This is a genomic window from Streptomyces sp. NPDC007164 (genome assembly GCF_040634135.1).
Classification (GTDB): domain Bacteria; phylum Actinomycetota; class Actinomycetes; order Streptomycetales; family Streptomycetaceae; genus Streptomyces; species Streptomyces sanglieri.
Window position 1 is genome coordinate 1 of the sequence record NZ_JBEYFB010000041.1, and the last position, 14,053, is coordinate 14,053.

The 14,053-nt window shown below is 67.4% G+C and carries 20 protein-coding genes and 1 pseudogene; 11 read left to right on the forward strand and 10 right to left on the reverse strand.

Annotation, left to right across the window (positions count from 1 at the left end):
• Positions 1–103: 103 nt before the first annotated feature.
• Positions 104–873: pseudogene (locus ABZ622_RS33145) on the forward strand (transposase); the annotation flags it as partial.
• 170 nt (positions 874–1,043) lie between these two features.
• Here ABZ622_RS33145 and ABZ622_RS33150 read toward each other — a convergent pair.
• Complete coding sequence (locus tag ABZ622_RS33150) at positions 1,044–1,430, reverse strand: hypothetical protein (RefSeq protein WP_360549599.1); 387 nt, start codon at positions 1,428–1,430, stop codon at positions 1,044–1,046.
• Positions 1,431–1,879: 449 nt separating this feature from the next.
• Here ABZ622_RS33150 and ABZ622_RS33155 point away from each other — a divergent pair, with 449 nt between their 5' ends.
• The 4 genes from ABZ622_RS33155 (at position 1,880) to ABZ622_RS33170 (ending at position 4,597) form a co-directional block, all read left to right on the forward strand.
• Positions 1,880–2,194, forward strand: a complete 315-nt coding sequence (locus ABZ622_RS33155) for a hypothetical protein (RefSeq protein WP_360549601.1) — start codon at positions 1,880–1,882, stop codon at positions 2,192–2,194.
• A gap of 1,002 nt (positions 2,195–3,196) precedes the next feature.
• Positions 3,197–3,379 carry a hypothetical protein gene (locus ABZ622_RS33160; RefSeq protein WP_360549603.1) on the forward strand — a complete coding sequence of 61 codons (183 nt, stop codon included), beginning with the start codon at positions 3,197–3,199 and terminating at the stop codon, positions 3,377–3,379.
• Between the two features lie 94 nt (positions 3,380–3,473).
• Entirely contained in the window at positions 3,474–3,791 is a 318-nt protein-coding gene (locus tag ABZ622_RS33165) for a hypothetical protein (RefSeq protein ID WP_360549605.1), read from the forward strand.
• A gap of 641 nt (positions 3,792–4,432) precedes the next feature.
• Positions 4,433–4,597 (forward strand): hypothetical protein, encoded by a 165-nt coding sequence (locus ABZ622_RS33170; RefSeq protein WP_360549607.1) that lies wholly within the window; start codon positions 4,433–4,435, stop codon positions 4,595–4,597.
• A 43-nt stretch (positions 4,598–4,640) separates the two neighbouring features.
• Here the strand turns inward: ABZ622_RS33170 and ABZ622_RS33175 are convergent, their stop codons facing one another.
• Positions 4,641–5,276, reverse strand: a complete 636-nt coding sequence (locus ABZ622_RS33175) for a hypothetical protein (protein ID WP_360549609.1) — start codon at positions 5,274–5,276, stop codon at positions 4,641–4,643.
• 262 nt (positions 5,277–5,538) lie between these two features.
• Here ABZ622_RS33175 and ABZ622_RS33180 point away from each other — a divergent pair, with 262 nt between their 5' ends.
• Together ABZ622_RS33180 and ABZ622_RS33185 are read left to right on the forward strand one after the other, a co-directional pair.
• Positions 5,539–5,709, forward strand: coding sequence for a hypothetical protein (locus tag ABZ622_RS33180; RefSeq protein ID WP_360549611.1), 171 nt, complete (start codon positions 5,539–5,541; stop codon positions 5,707–5,709).
• Positions 5,702–6,751, forward strand: coding sequence for a tyrosine-type recombinase/integrase (locus ABZ622_RS33185; RefSeq protein ID WP_360549613.1), 1,050 nt, complete (start codon positions 5,702–5,704; stop codon positions 6,749–6,751). The genes ABZ622_RS33180 and ABZ622_RS33185 overlap by 8 nt, the downstream gene beginning before the upstream one ends.
• A gap of 20 nt (positions 6,752–6,771) precedes the next feature.
• On the opposite strand, the gene ABZ622_RS33190 is transcribed toward ABZ622_RS33185, so the two are convergent.
• The 7 genes from ABZ622_RS33190 to ABZ622_RS33220 all read right to left on the reverse strand — a co-directional run bounded on the left by ABZ622_RS33190 (position 6,772) and on the right by ABZ622_RS33220 (position 9,288).
• Positions 6,772–6,981 carry a hypothetical protein gene (locus ABZ622_RS33190; RefSeq protein WP_360549615.1) on the reverse strand — a complete coding sequence of 70 codons (210 nt, stop codon included), beginning with the start codon at positions 6,979–6,981 and terminating at the stop codon, positions 6,772–6,774.
• Between the two features lie 51 nt (positions 6,982–7,032).
• Positions 7,033–7,245, reverse strand: a complete 213-nt coding sequence (locus ABZ622_RS33195; RefSeq protein ID WP_360549617.1) for a hypothetical protein — start codon at positions 7,243–7,245, stop codon at positions 7,033–7,035.
• Between the two features lie 26 nt (positions 7,246–7,271).
• Positions 7,272–7,448 (reverse strand): DUF6233 domain-containing protein, encoded by a 177-nt coding sequence (locus tag ABZ622_RS33200; RefSeq protein ID WP_360549619.1) that lies wholly within the window; start codon positions 7,446–7,448, stop codon positions 7,272–7,274.
• Between the two features lie 273 nt (positions 7,449–7,721).
• The gene (locus tag ABZ622_RS33205; RefSeq protein ID WP_360549621.1) at positions 7,722–8,126 is read right to left on the reverse strand and encodes a hypothetical protein; all 405 of its coding nucleotides are present in this window, start codon (positions 8,124–8,126) and stop codon (positions 7,722–7,724) included.
• Between the two features lie 196 nt (positions 8,127–8,322).
• Positions 8,323–8,514, reverse strand: a complete 192-nt coding sequence (locus ABZ622_RS33210; RefSeq protein ID WP_360549623.1) for a hypothetical protein — start codon at positions 8,512–8,514, stop codon at positions 8,323–8,325.
• Positions 8,515–8,562: 48 nt separating this feature from the next.
• Complete coding sequence (locus ABZ622_RS33215; RefSeq protein ID WP_360549625.1) at positions 8,563–8,736, reverse strand: hypothetical protein; 174 nt, start codon at positions 8,734–8,736, stop codon at positions 8,563–8,565.
• Between the two features lie 9 nt (positions 8,737–8,745).
• Entirely contained in the window at positions 8,746–9,288 is a 543-nt protein-coding gene (locus ABZ622_RS33220; RefSeq protein WP_360549627.1) for a flavoprotein, read from the reverse strand.
• 118 nt (positions 9,289–9,406) lie between these two features.
• On the opposite strand from ABZ622_RS33220, the gene ABZ622_RS33225 reads away from it, so the two are divergent.
• The gene (locus tag ABZ622_RS33225; protein WP_360549629.1) at positions 9,407–10,591 is read left to right on the forward strand and encodes a helix-turn-helix transcriptional regulator; all 1,185 of its coding nucleotides are present in this window, start codon (positions 9,407–9,409) and stop codon (positions 10,589–10,591) included.
• A 527-nt stretch (positions 10,592–11,118) separates the two neighbouring features.
• On the opposite strand, the gene ABZ622_RS33230 is transcribed toward ABZ622_RS33225, so the two are convergent.
• Positions 11,119–11,358 (reverse strand): helix-turn-helix transcriptional regulator, encoded by a 240-nt coding sequence (locus ABZ622_RS33230; protein ID WP_360549631.1) that lies wholly within the window; start codon positions 11,356–11,358, stop codon positions 11,119–11,121.
• A gap of 457 nt (positions 11,359–11,815) precedes the next feature.
• Here ABZ622_RS33230 and ABZ622_RS33235 point away from each other — a divergent pair, with 457 nt between their 5' ends.
• The 3 genes from ABZ622_RS33235 to ABZ622_RS33245 all read left to right on the forward strand — a co-directional run bounded on the left by ABZ622_RS33235 (position 11,816) and on the right by ABZ622_RS33245 (position 14,049).
• Positions 11,816–12,256 carry a DUF6278 family protein gene (locus ABZ622_RS33235; protein ID WP_360549633.1) on the forward strand — a complete coding sequence of 147 codons (441 nt, stop codon included), beginning with the start codon at positions 11,816–11,818 and terminating at the stop codon, positions 12,254–12,256.
• Between the two features lie 123 nt (positions 12,257–12,379).
• Positions 12,380–13,123 carry an amino acid ABC transporter ATP-binding protein gene (locus ABZ622_RS33240; RefSeq protein ID WP_360549635.1) on the forward strand — a complete coding sequence of 248 codons (744 nt, stop codon included), beginning with the start codon at positions 12,380–12,382 and terminating at the stop codon, positions 13,121–13,123.
• A 14-nt stretch (positions 13,124–13,137) separates the two neighbouring features.
• Positions 13,138–14,049: a glutamate ABC transporter substrate-binding protein gene (locus ABZ622_RS33245; protein ID WP_360549716.1), complete on the forward strand. Its 912-nt coding sequence runs from the start codon at positions 13,138–13,140 to the stop codon at positions 14,047–14,049.
• The last annotated feature ends 4 nt before the right edge of the window (positions 14,050–14,053 follow it).

The window sequence follows — 14,053 nt, forward strand, 5'->3', positions numbered from 1 at the left end:
CCGACCCGAAGCCGTACGTCTGGACGAAGACCTCCGACGAGATCCTCGAACGCCTCGCCTCATATCTGAACAGAATCCCTGACTCAGAACACTAGTGCCGCACTTCCTGGTCGCCGAGGGGGTGGTCGACGACATCAGCCACGAGGGCCTGCGCATCCTGCTCCGCGAGGAAGGCGTCTCCTTTCACAGCCTGAAGACCTTCAAGACCTCCCGTGATCCGGACTACGCGGCCAAGAAAGCTTGGGTCGAGCACCTGTACGCGATCGCTGACGGCGAGGTCATACCCGAGAACGGCGAGCCCGAAGTCATCTTCTGCATGGACGAGTTCGGGCCGCTCAACCTGATGCCCCACCCGGGCCGGCAGTGGGCCGAGCGCGGCGGCAGGCACAAGGATCCAGATCGCGAACCGCGCCGACGGCGGCGAGCGACCTACAACCGTTACGGCGGGGTGCGGCACCTGTTCGCGGCTCTGGATCTGTCCAAGGACAAGCTCTATGGCCACATCAAACCGGTCAAGCGGCGGACGCAGTTCCTGGAGTTCTGCCGCTACCTGCGCAGCCTCTACCCGGCCGACGTCAGGATCGCGATCGTGGCCGACAACTTCTCCCGCACCTGACCACGAGAAGGTGTCAACGGGTCGGCATCTGGGCTGCCGCGAACAACGTCGAGATCGCCTACACACCGACCAACAGCTCCTGACTCAACCGCATCGAGGCCCAGTTCACGGCCCTGCGCTACTTCACCCTGGACGGAACGGACCACGCCGACCACAAGGAACAGGGCAGCATGATCCGCCGCTACATCATCTGGCGAAACCGCCATGCCGACGACCAGCACCTACAAGCCGTCGTCGACAGGGCAAATGTTGCCTGATACGGCACTAGCTTCCCCGCTGGCAGTCCTTGCTCCGAAAGGAGCGTCGTCCAGTGCGTGCAATCGCAAGGCACCGGAAGTTGTTGTAGCGGAGCTACCAGCGTCTTTGGCCAACGCGGCGAGCGTGCATGCTGGGCGGCGCGACGGGGCAAAGCTTGCCGGGAGCGGGATTAGAAGTCGGAGCTATCGCACTTGTCTCTTGTGCTTGTATCAGTGCCCTCTTGGCGGCAGACCAGAATGGTGATCCACTCGTTCCCAGGCTGATAGTCGCTGGGGTCGGCATAGTCGGGTGATCCAGGACTGCCATTGTTGCCGTTGGAGTCCTCCGCATACGCCAACTGCTGACCGGTGAAGCTTATGTACGCAGACGCAATGATCCGCCGTCCGTCGGTCGCGGTGTCATAAGCCACCAGCTTGCCGGTGTTCCAGTCGAACTCGGCGTACCCGTACGAGGTTGGGTTGGTGCGGGCCACGAAAATTGCGGCCTCAGCTGACCCCTGCATTGCTGTGCTGAATGCGAGCATCAGACCGGCCGCGCCCAGCGTGCTGCGTCTCAACCTTCTACTCATTGTCTCCCCCAGTGCCCCTAGACGCCGGGACTCTCCCGTTTGAACTAGGTAGCATCACAACTGTCCGGGCCTTGCGAAGCTGCATGAAGGCGATTTAGAGCCAAGGAGCGCAATCTCTCGCCCGGCAGCGTCACCGCCCGCAACGGGCGCATCAGCGGGCTTGCCGTCACCATCCGCCGCATCCGCGACCGCTGGTCGCTCAGTTTCTGAGGAGACCTACCGCCGTGCAGCTGCCCGAGCCGTACCGGTAGCAGGCCCAGGCCGGGCAGCCCACCCCCGGCAGGCCGGTCGAATCCGCCAATGACCAAGCCTAGAAGCTCATCAGTGCCGTCAACGAAGCACTGGCTGCCCAACAGGCCACTTTCTTTCTACCGCGACGACTCCCGGCTACCTGTCGTTGGCTCCGCGGCCCCCGTTCCCCAGCCCGGCCGGCCCCGATGAGTCAGCGAGCCACCGACGCCAGTGCCCTCATGCTGTCCGGGGGAGTCGCGACCGCACTCGTCGGTGGGACCGCATCGCTCGTCATGGTGGCGTCCGGAAGCGCTGACCTGGTCGTGTGCGCCATCGTCGTCGGTGCCCCGACCGCCCTCGTCCTCGCGCTGGGCCGCCTCGTCGGCCGAGCCAAGGCCGCCGCCGAGGCTGGCCCGGCCACGCATCACCACCACTACAACGGCGACGTCGTCCAGGATCAGCGCAGCATCACTACCACCACCCGCGGGGTCATCGCCAACACCCGCAATCAGACCCGCTGATAGGCCGACCGCGGGGCCTGCGACGGATGACGTCTAGCGCACGGCACGGCCCCGGACCTCATGGTCCGGGGCCCTGTCGTATCCCGCACCGTTGCCTGCTGACCGGGTGGCTGGGACTGTGGTCGAATGGTGGACACTCACTCGCGCGGGTACGAGGCAGCCGCCCGCTGGATGTTCTGGTCAGGCATCGCCCTGTTTCTGCTCGGGGTGGCGACTCTTGGGGTTGCGAGGACAGATGGTGCTCGAACGTGGAAATGTGCCCCGGACTGCCGACTTGTGGAGAGCGCGGCATGGGAGACCGTCAGAACGGTGGGTGCGGGGGGCGCGGCGCTGGGAGCGCTGCTCTGGGCTGCGGCCATCCTGATGGTTCTCCGCCGACGGCGGAGTCCGCCGACGGCGATAGGGCCCACCGACAGTTCAGCGTCATAGACCTTCACTGCACGACAGGGCCCCAGACCTCATCAGCCGGAGCTTTCGCTGTGGCCCTCGCCAGCCACCGCTCCGTCCCCGTGCTGCGCGTCGGCGGCAGGAGCGGCCGCAGGCCGAAAGCCGCGCACATGCGGGACAGTTCGGCGGCGCACTCCTCCTGCGAGTCCGCCTGCACCATGAAGACCGTCGACATGGGGTCAGTTTGGTGGATAGAGAGGCGCTATCGCAGGCGCATGATTCATAGCTTGATGTGATGATGTGGGCGAACATAGCGTCTGCCTCGCTGGACACGCATGTCGCTGAGGGCCGCCCGACGAGGCGGCCCTCAGTTCTTCCCGGCGGAGGTGAACATGGCCGCCCGTGGACTCGTTAGCGAGAAGGACGCCGCCTACTACGCAGGCCGGCCCGGGGCCACCATCCGCCGCTGGGCCCACGAGGGACGGATCCGGCGATACGGGTCCGGCCGCGGCAACGTCCGGTACAACGTCTTCGAGCTGAACAAAGCCGTCCGTGACGAGTGGACGCGCGCGCTCATCACCCCGGAGAAGCGCCCCCACTGCCGAAGGGGGGGACATGCTCGTGTCGGTGCCGATTGTTGAGTCGGTGCAAGGCGAGGTCGGCGGCAACCCGCATGAAGCGCACGTTCACCAATGGGACACAGGCGACATGGACCAGATGCTCGGCTCGCTGGGCGGCAACGTCGAAGCCATGCGCGGCGGGACGCTCGGCGTGTGGTGGTGGAGCCGGCATAGGTGAGACCGAACCGCACCTGAGACAGCCAGGTGCTCCCCATCGTCCACGAACACTGACGGAGGAGCCCGCGCCGGATGAGCCGACTCTCGGCGAGGTGATGCGCCGACTCGAAGATGTCCGCACCGACCTCAAGGACGACTTCCGGGAGCTGGGACTCAGACTCGACAGCAAGGTCTCCCTGGAGCGCTGCCAGCTCGAACAGGCGGCGCGCGACGACGCGTTGAAGGTCCTCGTGGAGCGGGTGCGTGGCATCGAGGAGGCGCGCGAACAGGCCGCCCAGAAGCGCCGGGATGAGGAGCAGCGCGCGGCAGACCGACGGGCCGCGGACCGGCGTCTCATCTTCACCGCGCTGATCGCGCCGGTCCTGCTGCTGATCCTGACCGTGTACCTGAATGCGCAGGGGGCGGGGGCATGAGGCGACACAAGAGCGCGGGCGCCGAACGGCGGCGCCCTGACCTCGTGTTCACGCTGCCCGCCGCGGTGGCCCTGGTCGGGTTCGCGTTCCTCATCGTGACGATGCAGGGGCTTTCTCACGACCTCCGCACCGCGAACGAGGCGCGCGATGCCCTCGCTCAGCAGGTGGAGCGGCTGGGGGAGTCCCCGGTGGCCGGTCCGCCCGGTGGTCGCGGTCAGCCCGGACATTCGTCGTCGGCCCACCCGGGCCGCAAGGCGACCAGGGCCGGCCCGGATCTATCGGCCCGACTGGCCCTGTTGGCCCGAGCGGCAGCCCCGGCGCCGACGGCGAAGACGGCGCATCCGTTGTCGGTTCGCCTGGCCCCACGGGTGCTGCGGGTGCGGACGGCCAGTCCGTCGTGGGCCTGGCCGGCCCGAAGGGCGACACCGGCCCGCCAGGCCCGCCAGGCCAGCCAGGGACGGACGGGCGCGACGGCAAGTCCGGGCAGACCTGCCCGGACGGCTACAGTCTCCAGGTGCCGCCGGATGATCCGGATGCCCTGGTGTGCCGCCGAACTGGCGCCACCACTCCGACGCCGGACCAGTCCCGCAGCCTCCTCGGCCTCGGCGTTCTGGCGGCAACCTCGATGTACAGGAGACTTGATGCCTGACTTTCCGCCGCAGCAGGTACAGCGGCGCGTGGACGACAGCGCCGCAGACCTGGGGACGCTCGTCGACCTCGGGCTCGCCGAGGAGCAGCCGGTGCCGCAGTACGCCGGGCTGTTCATCGAGCCTGACATTCCGCCACCCGTCGACGAGTCCGAGTGACATCGCCCCTCCCGCCTTCGGGCGGAAGGGGCCCTTCTGATATTTACGGGCAGGACTCGTCGAACTTGACCGCAGTGAACTCGACAGGCTGGCCGTTGAGCGCGGCTCCAGCCTTCGGGTCCTGGGTGCAGATCTTCCAGTTGCTTTCCATCAGGACCATGCGGTCTTCGCTGGCGTCAGCGACCGTGATCGATGCGCCCGAGTCGAGGGCTCCTCGCGCTGCCCTGACGGACTTTCCAACAAAGTTGGGCATGGTGTTCCCGGCCGGAGCAGGCTCCTTCTCGTCCTTGGACGGGCAGGATTCCTCAAGCTTCACCGCTCCGAAGTCGAGTTTGGTGTCGACCGGGATGTTCTTCCCTGGCGTCTGGTTCTGGGAGCAGACCTTCCAGTTCCGGTCGAAGGCCTGCATGCGGTCGCGACCGGCACTGTCGTGGGAGGACAGGAGATAGAAGCCGTCGGCCTGCGCTTTGTCCTGAGCGGACTGCAGACCCATGCCGACGAAGTTCGCGACCGTTGCGCGCTCGACAGGCTTGTCGTCCTTCTCCGGCGGTGGCGTGGCTGAGGCGGTGACGGGCGACGCCGAAGTAGCGGGCTGCTGGCTTGTGGTGGCCGGGTCGCAGCCGACCAGGGCCAGAGCAGTCAGACAGCCGAGCGCGGCAACGAGTGTGCGGGTGTTCAAGTTGTCCCCCCAAGGGTGCTTCATGGAGAGATGACCGTATCGGGCCGCATGGGCGGAGGGAGCCGCGTGCTCGATTAGTGACGCAGTCGTGATTGGAAGGTGAAGAAGTGGCGGCGGGGCGTCAGGCATCGCTCAGGAGTGAGAGTCAGCCCTGCCCCCCCATAACCCACACTTGCCGAAGGTTGGCGTCCTCCTGACACAGGCGAACTCCATGGTTGATAATGACAGTTATCCAATATCTGTCACCGCAGAGGAGAGCGTCGTGACCTACTCCAGCTACATGCCGCCCGCGGGCGGAGATAAGCACGAGCACTTCCCCCTGGAGGACGACTGCGTCGGCCCGGACGGGGAGGCATACCCCGAGCACGACTATCCGCCAGTCGGCGAGGGCAATGAGTGCCGTCGGTGCGGTGCCGAAACGGACGATGACTGAGCTCGGCGAGGTGGGCGCCCTCGTCCCGCGCCCGTCGGCGGAGCTGTCGACCGACCAGCACGACCCCCGCGACGACTGGCCCGACGAAGCCCGCCAACTCGCCGACCACCTGACCGTCATCTACGGCGACCGCGACCCGCTGCCCACCGTCGCCGGGGGATGGATCGCCCGCCAGAAGTCCCGCCACACCCGACGGGCCTACGCCCGCACCTTCAAAGCGTGGGAGGAGTACGCCCGCTCAACCGGCATCCACCCGCTCCAGGCGAAGCTGCCGCTCGCCGACGCCTACGCCAAGTACCTCGCCAAGACGCCGACGCGGAAGGGGCGGCCCCCAGCGGAAACCACCCAGGCCCAAGCTCTCGCCGCCGCCGGATCCTTCTACACCTACGCCGCACGCCTCCAGGCCGTCGACAGTGACCCGTTCGCCGCCGTCAACCGGCCTTACATCGACCCCGACTACTCGCCGACCGAGGGCATGAGCGAGGAGGAGACCACCCGGCTCATCCAGACGGCCGCCGACTGGGCACCCCGCTCCTACGCCCTCGTCATGCTCCTCTACCTCACAGGTGCCCGCATCGACGAACTTCTGTCGCTGAACGCCGACCAGCTCGGCTACGACCGAGGGCACCGCACCCTGCCCCTCACACAGAAGGGCGGCAAGAAGCGGCCCGCGCCCGTCCCGCCGCTCGCCCTCGACGCGCTCCTCGCCTACCTCGGCGGCCGTTCCGACGGCCCGCTGTTCGCCACCGAGTCCGGCCGCCGCTGGAGCCAGCCCGAAGTCTGGAAGCACCTCCGTGTCCTCGCTCGCCACGCAGACATCCCGCAAGCCGCGACGATCAAGCCCCACGCTCTGCGGCACCAGTTCATTACCGACAACCTCGCCAACGGCGTCCCGCTCCAAGACGTCCAAGACGCCGTGTCGCACTCCGACCCGCGCACCACCCAGCGCTACAACCGGCGCCGGCGCCAGCTCGACAACCACCCCGCATACGCCCTCGCCGCCAAGCTCGCCGAGAGGCTCCAGTCCGAGGTATCCGACTGACAGCCCCCGCGCCGCTGCCATCACGCCGCTTCGTACCGGTGGGCATGACCGCCGCGCCACTCAACCCAGTTCGGGTTGTCGAGGGCATTCTCGGCGTCGTAGATCCCGGCCCGCCGGAGGAATTCGATGAGGTCGCGGTCGTCGCGGGCGAGGCCGGCGATCTCACCATTGATGGTGACCGCCCGGCCGCCTGCCGAGGAACGGTAGTGGACGACTATCGGGGCGCTCATGCCTCCAGGGTGCGACGTGCTGCTGCTCACAGCACCCCGAACCGGCCTTCGTCACGCCGCTTCGTAGTGGTGTGCCCGGCCGCCGCGCCACTCGACCATCTGAGGGTCGTCGATCACCGTGTCCGCATCCGGGAGCCCGGCGCGGCGAAGGAACTCGATCAGGTCGTGATCGTCGTGGGCGAGGCCGAGGATGTGGCCATACGCGGTGACGCGCCGGCCGCCTGACGGAGACGGACGGTGCACGACAACGGGTGCAGTCATCATGCCTCCAGGGTGCAACTTTGCCGAGGTCACAGCACTTCGAGCTCAGTGTCTGGTCGGCAGTGCGCGCACGCCCGGATCCCCTCGGCGAGCGCGGCGAGGGCCTGCTCGCGACTGATGGCCCGGTGACGTTTCCCGATGGCGTAGCAGTGCCCGGCGTGCACCTCGATGGGCTGGGCGCCGAGGCCGATGCTGAGCTCCACCACCCAGGCCGGTGTCGGCGGCCGGCGCTCCTCGCCTTGCTGCTGCTCAGCCTCTCGCCATTCTTCGTCGGCGATCCAGCGATCGGTCTGGGCGAGCTACTGCTCCTGCACTCTCTTGAGGAACCGCAGCATGACCAGGCGCGACGGAATATCGGACATGAGTTCGATTCTAGTTGCTGTGGAGCCTGCTGTGTGCTCTGCCTACCCCTGCCATGCTGGGCTCTGGCCCCGCCGCATCCCCCGCCGGCGGGGCCACCAAGATCGCTTAGAGCAACGTCACTCAGGACACAGCGTCCCCCGCAGCGCGGCATTCAACTGCTTGCCCTGCGCGTCCGTGAGCGGGTGCGTGTCGTTGCCGAAACGCTGCGCGGCAAGCCAATCCACCTTGGCGAAACCGTCCCCTGCGAGCGAGGCGCACTGGTTCCGGCCGGCATCGATGGCCTTCTGCTCGTCCACGATGATCTGCGGATCCACTGCCGCAATCGCGTCTAGGTACGCGTCGCGGTCGTTACCCGTCGGCGCGTCTGGGATGCCTGCGGCCTTCTCTGCGGCGCTGCTCTTGCCGGCATCAGCTGTGGCGCTGCTACTCGGTTCCGCCTTGTTCACATCCGCGTGCCCGGTCGAGCAGGCGGCGAGGGACAGCAGTACGGCGGCAGCGAGCAGGGCAGCAGCGGGTTTCACGATGGCACTCCGAAAGTAGGCGTGCAGGGTCTGACGTGTGGGGCACGCGAATGGTTGCGCAGGTGCCGCACGGCGCCCCGGCCGGTTGTCATACCGGCCCAGTACCGTGGGCTCATCCCATTCGCGCCTATGGCTGGGCGCAGCTACGAGACCGCCCCTCACCCGGAACAGCGCCCGGGGGAGAGGCGGACGAGCGTCAGCCCTCGTCGGGTGAGGGCTCCGGATGCAGCACGGCCTTCTTCACGGCCATCTCCAGCGCGGACCGGGACACCCCGGCCGCCTCGGCGTGCGCGGTCACCGCAGCCTGGAACGTCGCCGCCGCCTCACGCCAGGCCGCCCACCCCTCCGCCGTGTACGGCTCGGCGAGGGCCTTGCGCTGCTCCTCCACGGCCGGATCGTAAACGGCAGCACTGACAATCGAACGGAGCCGCGCAGGTCAGGCCGCTGTGACGACATTTGCCCGGACTGCGGCTTCCCATTCCACCAGCAGCCGCTGATACTCCGCCTCACCCTCCGAGGGCAGCGAGCCGGCCGCCCACGGCGCGCGGATGCCCGCGCTCACCGCGGCGGGGGAGCGCACAGGGGTGGCAGGCGAAGGGGTGATCGACATAGGAACAGGCTATGAGGTGGGACTGACAATGGCCCCGACCGCGTTCAGGGCCAGGTGCCACGGGAAGCCCTCGGGGCGCCGCTCGCTCGGCTGGTTCGGTACGAAGCCGCCTGGCCCGTACAGCACTGTCACCCCGGCGCCGCGGAGCGTCTCCACCGATCGCTCGAACGCCGGATGCTGGACGTAGGCGGCGTTCACACAGGGCATCGTTACGGTCGGGATCCGCTTCCCGATCCCCTCGGCAACCACGCCGACGACGAATGACGACGTCAGACCAAGGGCCCATGCGTTGACCGTGTTGAACGTGGCCGGCGCGAAGAGAATGGCATCTGCCGACGGCCACACATCCGGTTCCCCAGGCAGTTTGTACTCGGAGCGCACCGGATGTCCGGTCAGCCGCTCCAGCTCTGGGAGTTGCTCGCCCAGCCACCGGGCCGCCGTCGGCGTCAGCCCGAGACACACATCCCACCCGCGAGCCTGGGCGTCTTCAATGACCTCGGCAACCTCGAAGACGGGCGGGGCGGCGGATCCGAACAGGTACAGAGTCGTCATGCCGCCATCCGACCACACATGCAACCGCCCCCGAACCGGGTGGAATCGGGGGCGATGCGGGATCCAGCGCGGACGCGCGGGTACCGTTCCGGATGACGAGTCAGGAACGGAGACCAGTATGCCCAGACTGGACGACGACCACACAGGCGCTCGGATCAAAGAGCAACGGAAACTCGCCAGGCTGACACAGCGACAGTTGGCTGCCCGAATGCCGTACTCGTACAGCCTCCTCAACCAAGTCGAGTGCGGCGCCAAGCCCGCCAACCTCGACTTCGTCGCGGCTGTGGCCCAGGCCTTGCGGGTCGACGTCACCGTGCTGACGGGACAGCCCTACGTGACCGAACTGCAGCAGGACCGCCTCGCCGAACTCGTGCGTCCCATCCGGGAAGCACTCGACCTGTACGACCTGGGGGTCGACGACGCCATCCCGGACCGGCCGGCAGAGCAACTGATCGCGAGCGCTGAAGAGCTTTGCGCCCATGTCAGAGCCACGCATCTGCGGAACGCGGCCAGCCTGCTGCCCGCCACCATCACGGAACTCACCACCGCGGCCTGGCGGGCACAGTCGACGGAGCTGTGGCAGGCCCTTGCCTCGACGTACCGCACCGCACACGACATCTCGGTGAAGCTCGGCTACTACGACCTCAGCTCAGTGGCCCTGGACCGTATGGACTGGGCAGCCCATCGCGCGTCCGACCCCTGTCTGGCTGCCATCCGGCAGTACATGCGCGCCCTGGTCTACTTCCGGGAGGGTGAGTACACAATCGGGCAGCGCCTCGTCGCCGCCGGCCACAGCATCGTCGGTGCAGCCGAGCAGACCCGGGAGGCAGTGGCCGTCACCGGGCAACTCCACCTCGGAGCGTCCGTCATCGCCGCCCGCGCCGACCAGCAGACCATGGTCGACACCCATATCGCCGAAGCCCGCAACTGTGCAGAGCGGACTGGGGGTGCTTCCGAAGTTCACTGGCTCAGCTTCGGCCCGACGAACGTCGCGCTCCACAAGATGTCGGCTGCGGTCGAGATGCGCCAGTACGACGAAGCCCTCACCCAGGCCCGACAGATCACCCTGCCGATGGCCCTGGCCACGTCCCGGCGGGCGCATTTCCTCATCGACAAGGCACGCTCAGAAATGGAGACCGGCCGGACCGAGGCAGCACTGAGTAGCATCGTCGACGCCCGGCACACCGCTCCGGAACAGACCCGGTATCACCCTGGCGCCCGCGAGACCATCAAGGGCCTGGTGCACATCTCGCGCCGCACCCCGGACACCCTCGGGCACATGGCTGCCTGGATCGGCCTGTAGCGCTCACAGCCTGACCTGTCAACGCTCACGAATCTGTGAGCGTTGAGCCCTTCCCTGCCCGTCACGCTGGTCTTAGCTGATCAACGACGAGCCGGGGACGCCATGACCGTGAGGGACTTACCGCCAGTCAGCGATCTGACCGAGCAGCAGCAGCGCGGATGGTCCTGTGTCTGGTGCAGGACTGCCCTCACCATCGGCGAGGATCAGGACCTAGGCGAGAAGCGGGCCCGACCCGAAGGGGGAGCCGCCTACAGCTGGTTCCCGCGGGCCTGCTCGGACGCCGCGGCCTGCGCCGGCCGCGAACGGGGGCGGGCGTAATGACGGCTGCAGCTGATCGGCGGGCGTCCTGGCCACTGCCGGATCCTGGAAGGCTGACGTGGGCGCAGTCTCAGGGGCGCGCCTGCATCCGGTGCAATCAGCCCTTGAGTAACGGAGCGATCAGCGTAGGTGTCATCCGTGACCAGCAGGGCTCGTATGTCCTGGACACCGAGGTATGGGCCGGGGTCTGCTGCCAGTAAAGCGGGCTGTTACTCGTCGAGGAGAGCGGCGACCGTGGTGTCGAGAACTGCGGCGATGCGCCAGAGGTGGCTGATTCGCGCGTCGTTCTGGCCGCCCTCGATTCGCTGGACGGTGTCGCGGGAGACCTCAGCCAAGTGAGCTAGGTGCTCCTGGGTGAGGTTCTGATGCATGCGCCGGTCGCGGATGCGTTCGCCGAGGGTTCGGCGGTGATCGACGACCAGGGCGGCAGGTCGGCAGGTACTCGACAAACGCTCTGACCTGCAAGATCATAAGTCAGCAGCTATTTTCCGGCATTTTTCGATCATGATTTGGTCGAGGGATTGGCCGGAGGGGCGGCGTGACAGCCCTGTGACTTCATGGCATATGCCGCAGGGCTGGATGTACTGTCGTCATTCGAGCATTTGTTCACTCGAACGGGTGGTCATCGTGGAGTCGCCTCCATCGTTGGTCGCATTGCCGGTCCCGGATCGCAGTTCACGCCCCCCAGGGTGCAGCGATCCGGGGCCGGTTTTGTGTCATGGTGAGCTGATGGTCGCACTGCGCCGCGTTGACCCGATGGGGGCCGGTGGGAGTCAAGTGGGAGATGATCATGGTGAACGTGAGCCAACTGAAGCTAACTGGAGCTAACTGTCCGTTTCTGCTCGGGCTGGCTGCTGCCCAGGCGGGGCCCGTGTTCGGCGGTTGCACCCTCAAGGGGGTCTGATCGTGAACATCCCCTTCTTGGGCAACTGGCGTAGGCGTCACGACGGAGCGCGGGGGACGGGGCTCGCCGCCGCGGTCGCCGCCGACCCCGACGGCGTGGCCGAGCTCCTCGCGGAGTGCGAGCTGCTGCGTGTCCGAGCGGGGCGGCGCGGGCTCGAACTCGACGACAGCCCGGCCTCGTTGGCGGCTCTCGACCAGTTGCCGCCGCGCTGGCGGGACGATCCTGAGGAGCTGCCCTGGCTGGGCAACGACGCGGGGCTGTACCTGGGAACGGTCCTGGTGCGGAACGTCCCCGGCGCGGTCTGGAGCATCTGGCCGAGCGGGCAGCCCGTGGTGCGGCTCGCCTCCGGGCGGGAGATCGACGTCGTCGAGGCCGGGCTGGACTGGGCGATGGCCGGCAGCCCGGAGCTCTCCCAGGTCTATTCGGAGTCGGCCGAGGGGTAGAACTCCCATGGCAATCACATAAGAAGCCTTATGCCCCATTTGTGCGTGTCGGCGGCGAAGTCCCTTTCCAGGCTGGATAGTTTGCGCTGACCTCGACACAGCGAAAAGTGGGTAGGGCAGCGTATGGCCGTCGATCCGTTGATCGAGCTGCGGGACGTCAACAAGTACTACGGACAGTTGCACGTACTGCAGGACATCAATCTCACCGTCGGCCGCGGGGAGGTGGTGGTGGTCATCGGCCCCTCCGGCTCCGGCAAATCGACGCTCTGCCGGACCATCAACCGGCTGGAGACGATCGAGTCCGGCCACATCGCGATCGACGGCAGACCCCTCCCGGAGGAGGGGAAGGGACTGGCCCGGCTCAGGGCCGAAGTGGGCATGGTCTTCCAGTCGTTCAACCTGTTCGCGCACCGGACCGTGCTGGCCAATGTCTCGCTCGCCCAGCTCAAGGTCCGCAAACGCAAGAAGGACGAGGCGGACCGGCGCTCCCGTGAACTGCTGGAGCGCGTCGGACTGGCCTCGCAGGCCGACAAATTCCCCGCCCAGCTCTCCGGCGGCCAGCAGCAGCGGGTGGCCATCGCCCGCGCCCTCGCCATGGACCCCAAGGCACTCCTCTTCGACGAGCCCACCTCGGCGCTCGACCCGGAGATGATCAACGAGGTGCTGGAGGTCATGCAGCAGCTCGCCCGGGACGGCATGACGATGGTCGTCGTCACGCACGAGATGGGCTTCGCCCGCTCCGCCGCCAACCGCGTGGTCTTCATGGCCGACGGGCGCATCGTCGAGGACCGCTCTCCCGACGCGTTCTTCAACGCTCCGGAGAGCGACCGCGCCAAGGACTTCCTGTCCAAGATCCTCAAGCACTGACGGGGGGCTCCGTGTTGCGTACGAGAAAAGTTGTGGCCGCCTGCGCCGGCCTCCTGCTGGCCGTGCTCGCCGCCGCGTGCGGCAAGGAGGGCAGCCCGCCGGTGAAGGGCCCGAAGCCCGAGCAGCTGCCGGTGTACAAGGTCGACACCGGCTTCCAGCTGCCCGCCTCGCCGACCTGGAAGAAGGCCAGGAAGCGCGGCTACCTCCGGGTCGGGGCCAAGGAGGACCAGCCCTACCTGGGCGAGAAGGACCCGGCCACCGGCATCTACTCCGGCTTCGACATCGAGATCGCCAAGATGATGTCGGCCTCGCTCGGCTTCGACCCGAAGACGATCCGCTTCAAGACCATCGCCTCCGCCAACCGCGAGACGGCGCTGCAGAACGGGCAGATCGACTACTACGTCGGTACCTACACCATCAACGCCATGCGCAAGAAGCTCGTCGGCTTCGCCGGTCCCTATTTCATGGCCGGGCAGGGCCTCCTCGTCCGCACCGACGAGAACGACATCCACGGACCGCAGGACCTGGCCGGCAGGACGGTCTGCTCCGCCGCGGGGTCCACCCCGTACCAGCGCATCGCCGCCGACTACCCGAAGGCGATCCTGGTCGCCTACGACACGTACTCGATCTGCGTCGACAACCTGCTGACCTACCAGGTCGACGCCGTCACCACCGACGACGCGATCCTGCTGGGCTTCGCGGCCAAGGCGCCCAAGGAGATGAAGGTCGTGGGCAAGCCGTTCTCCGAGGAGCCGTACGGCATCGGCGTACCGCGCAGCGACAACGCGCTGCGGTTCGCGCTCAACGACGCCCTGGAGGCCAACGAGAAGAACGGCAACTGGAAGAAGGCGTTCGAGGCCACGCTCGGCCTGTCCGGAGTGCCCGCGCCGACACCGCCGCCCATCGACCGCTACCCGGCCACCTGAGAGG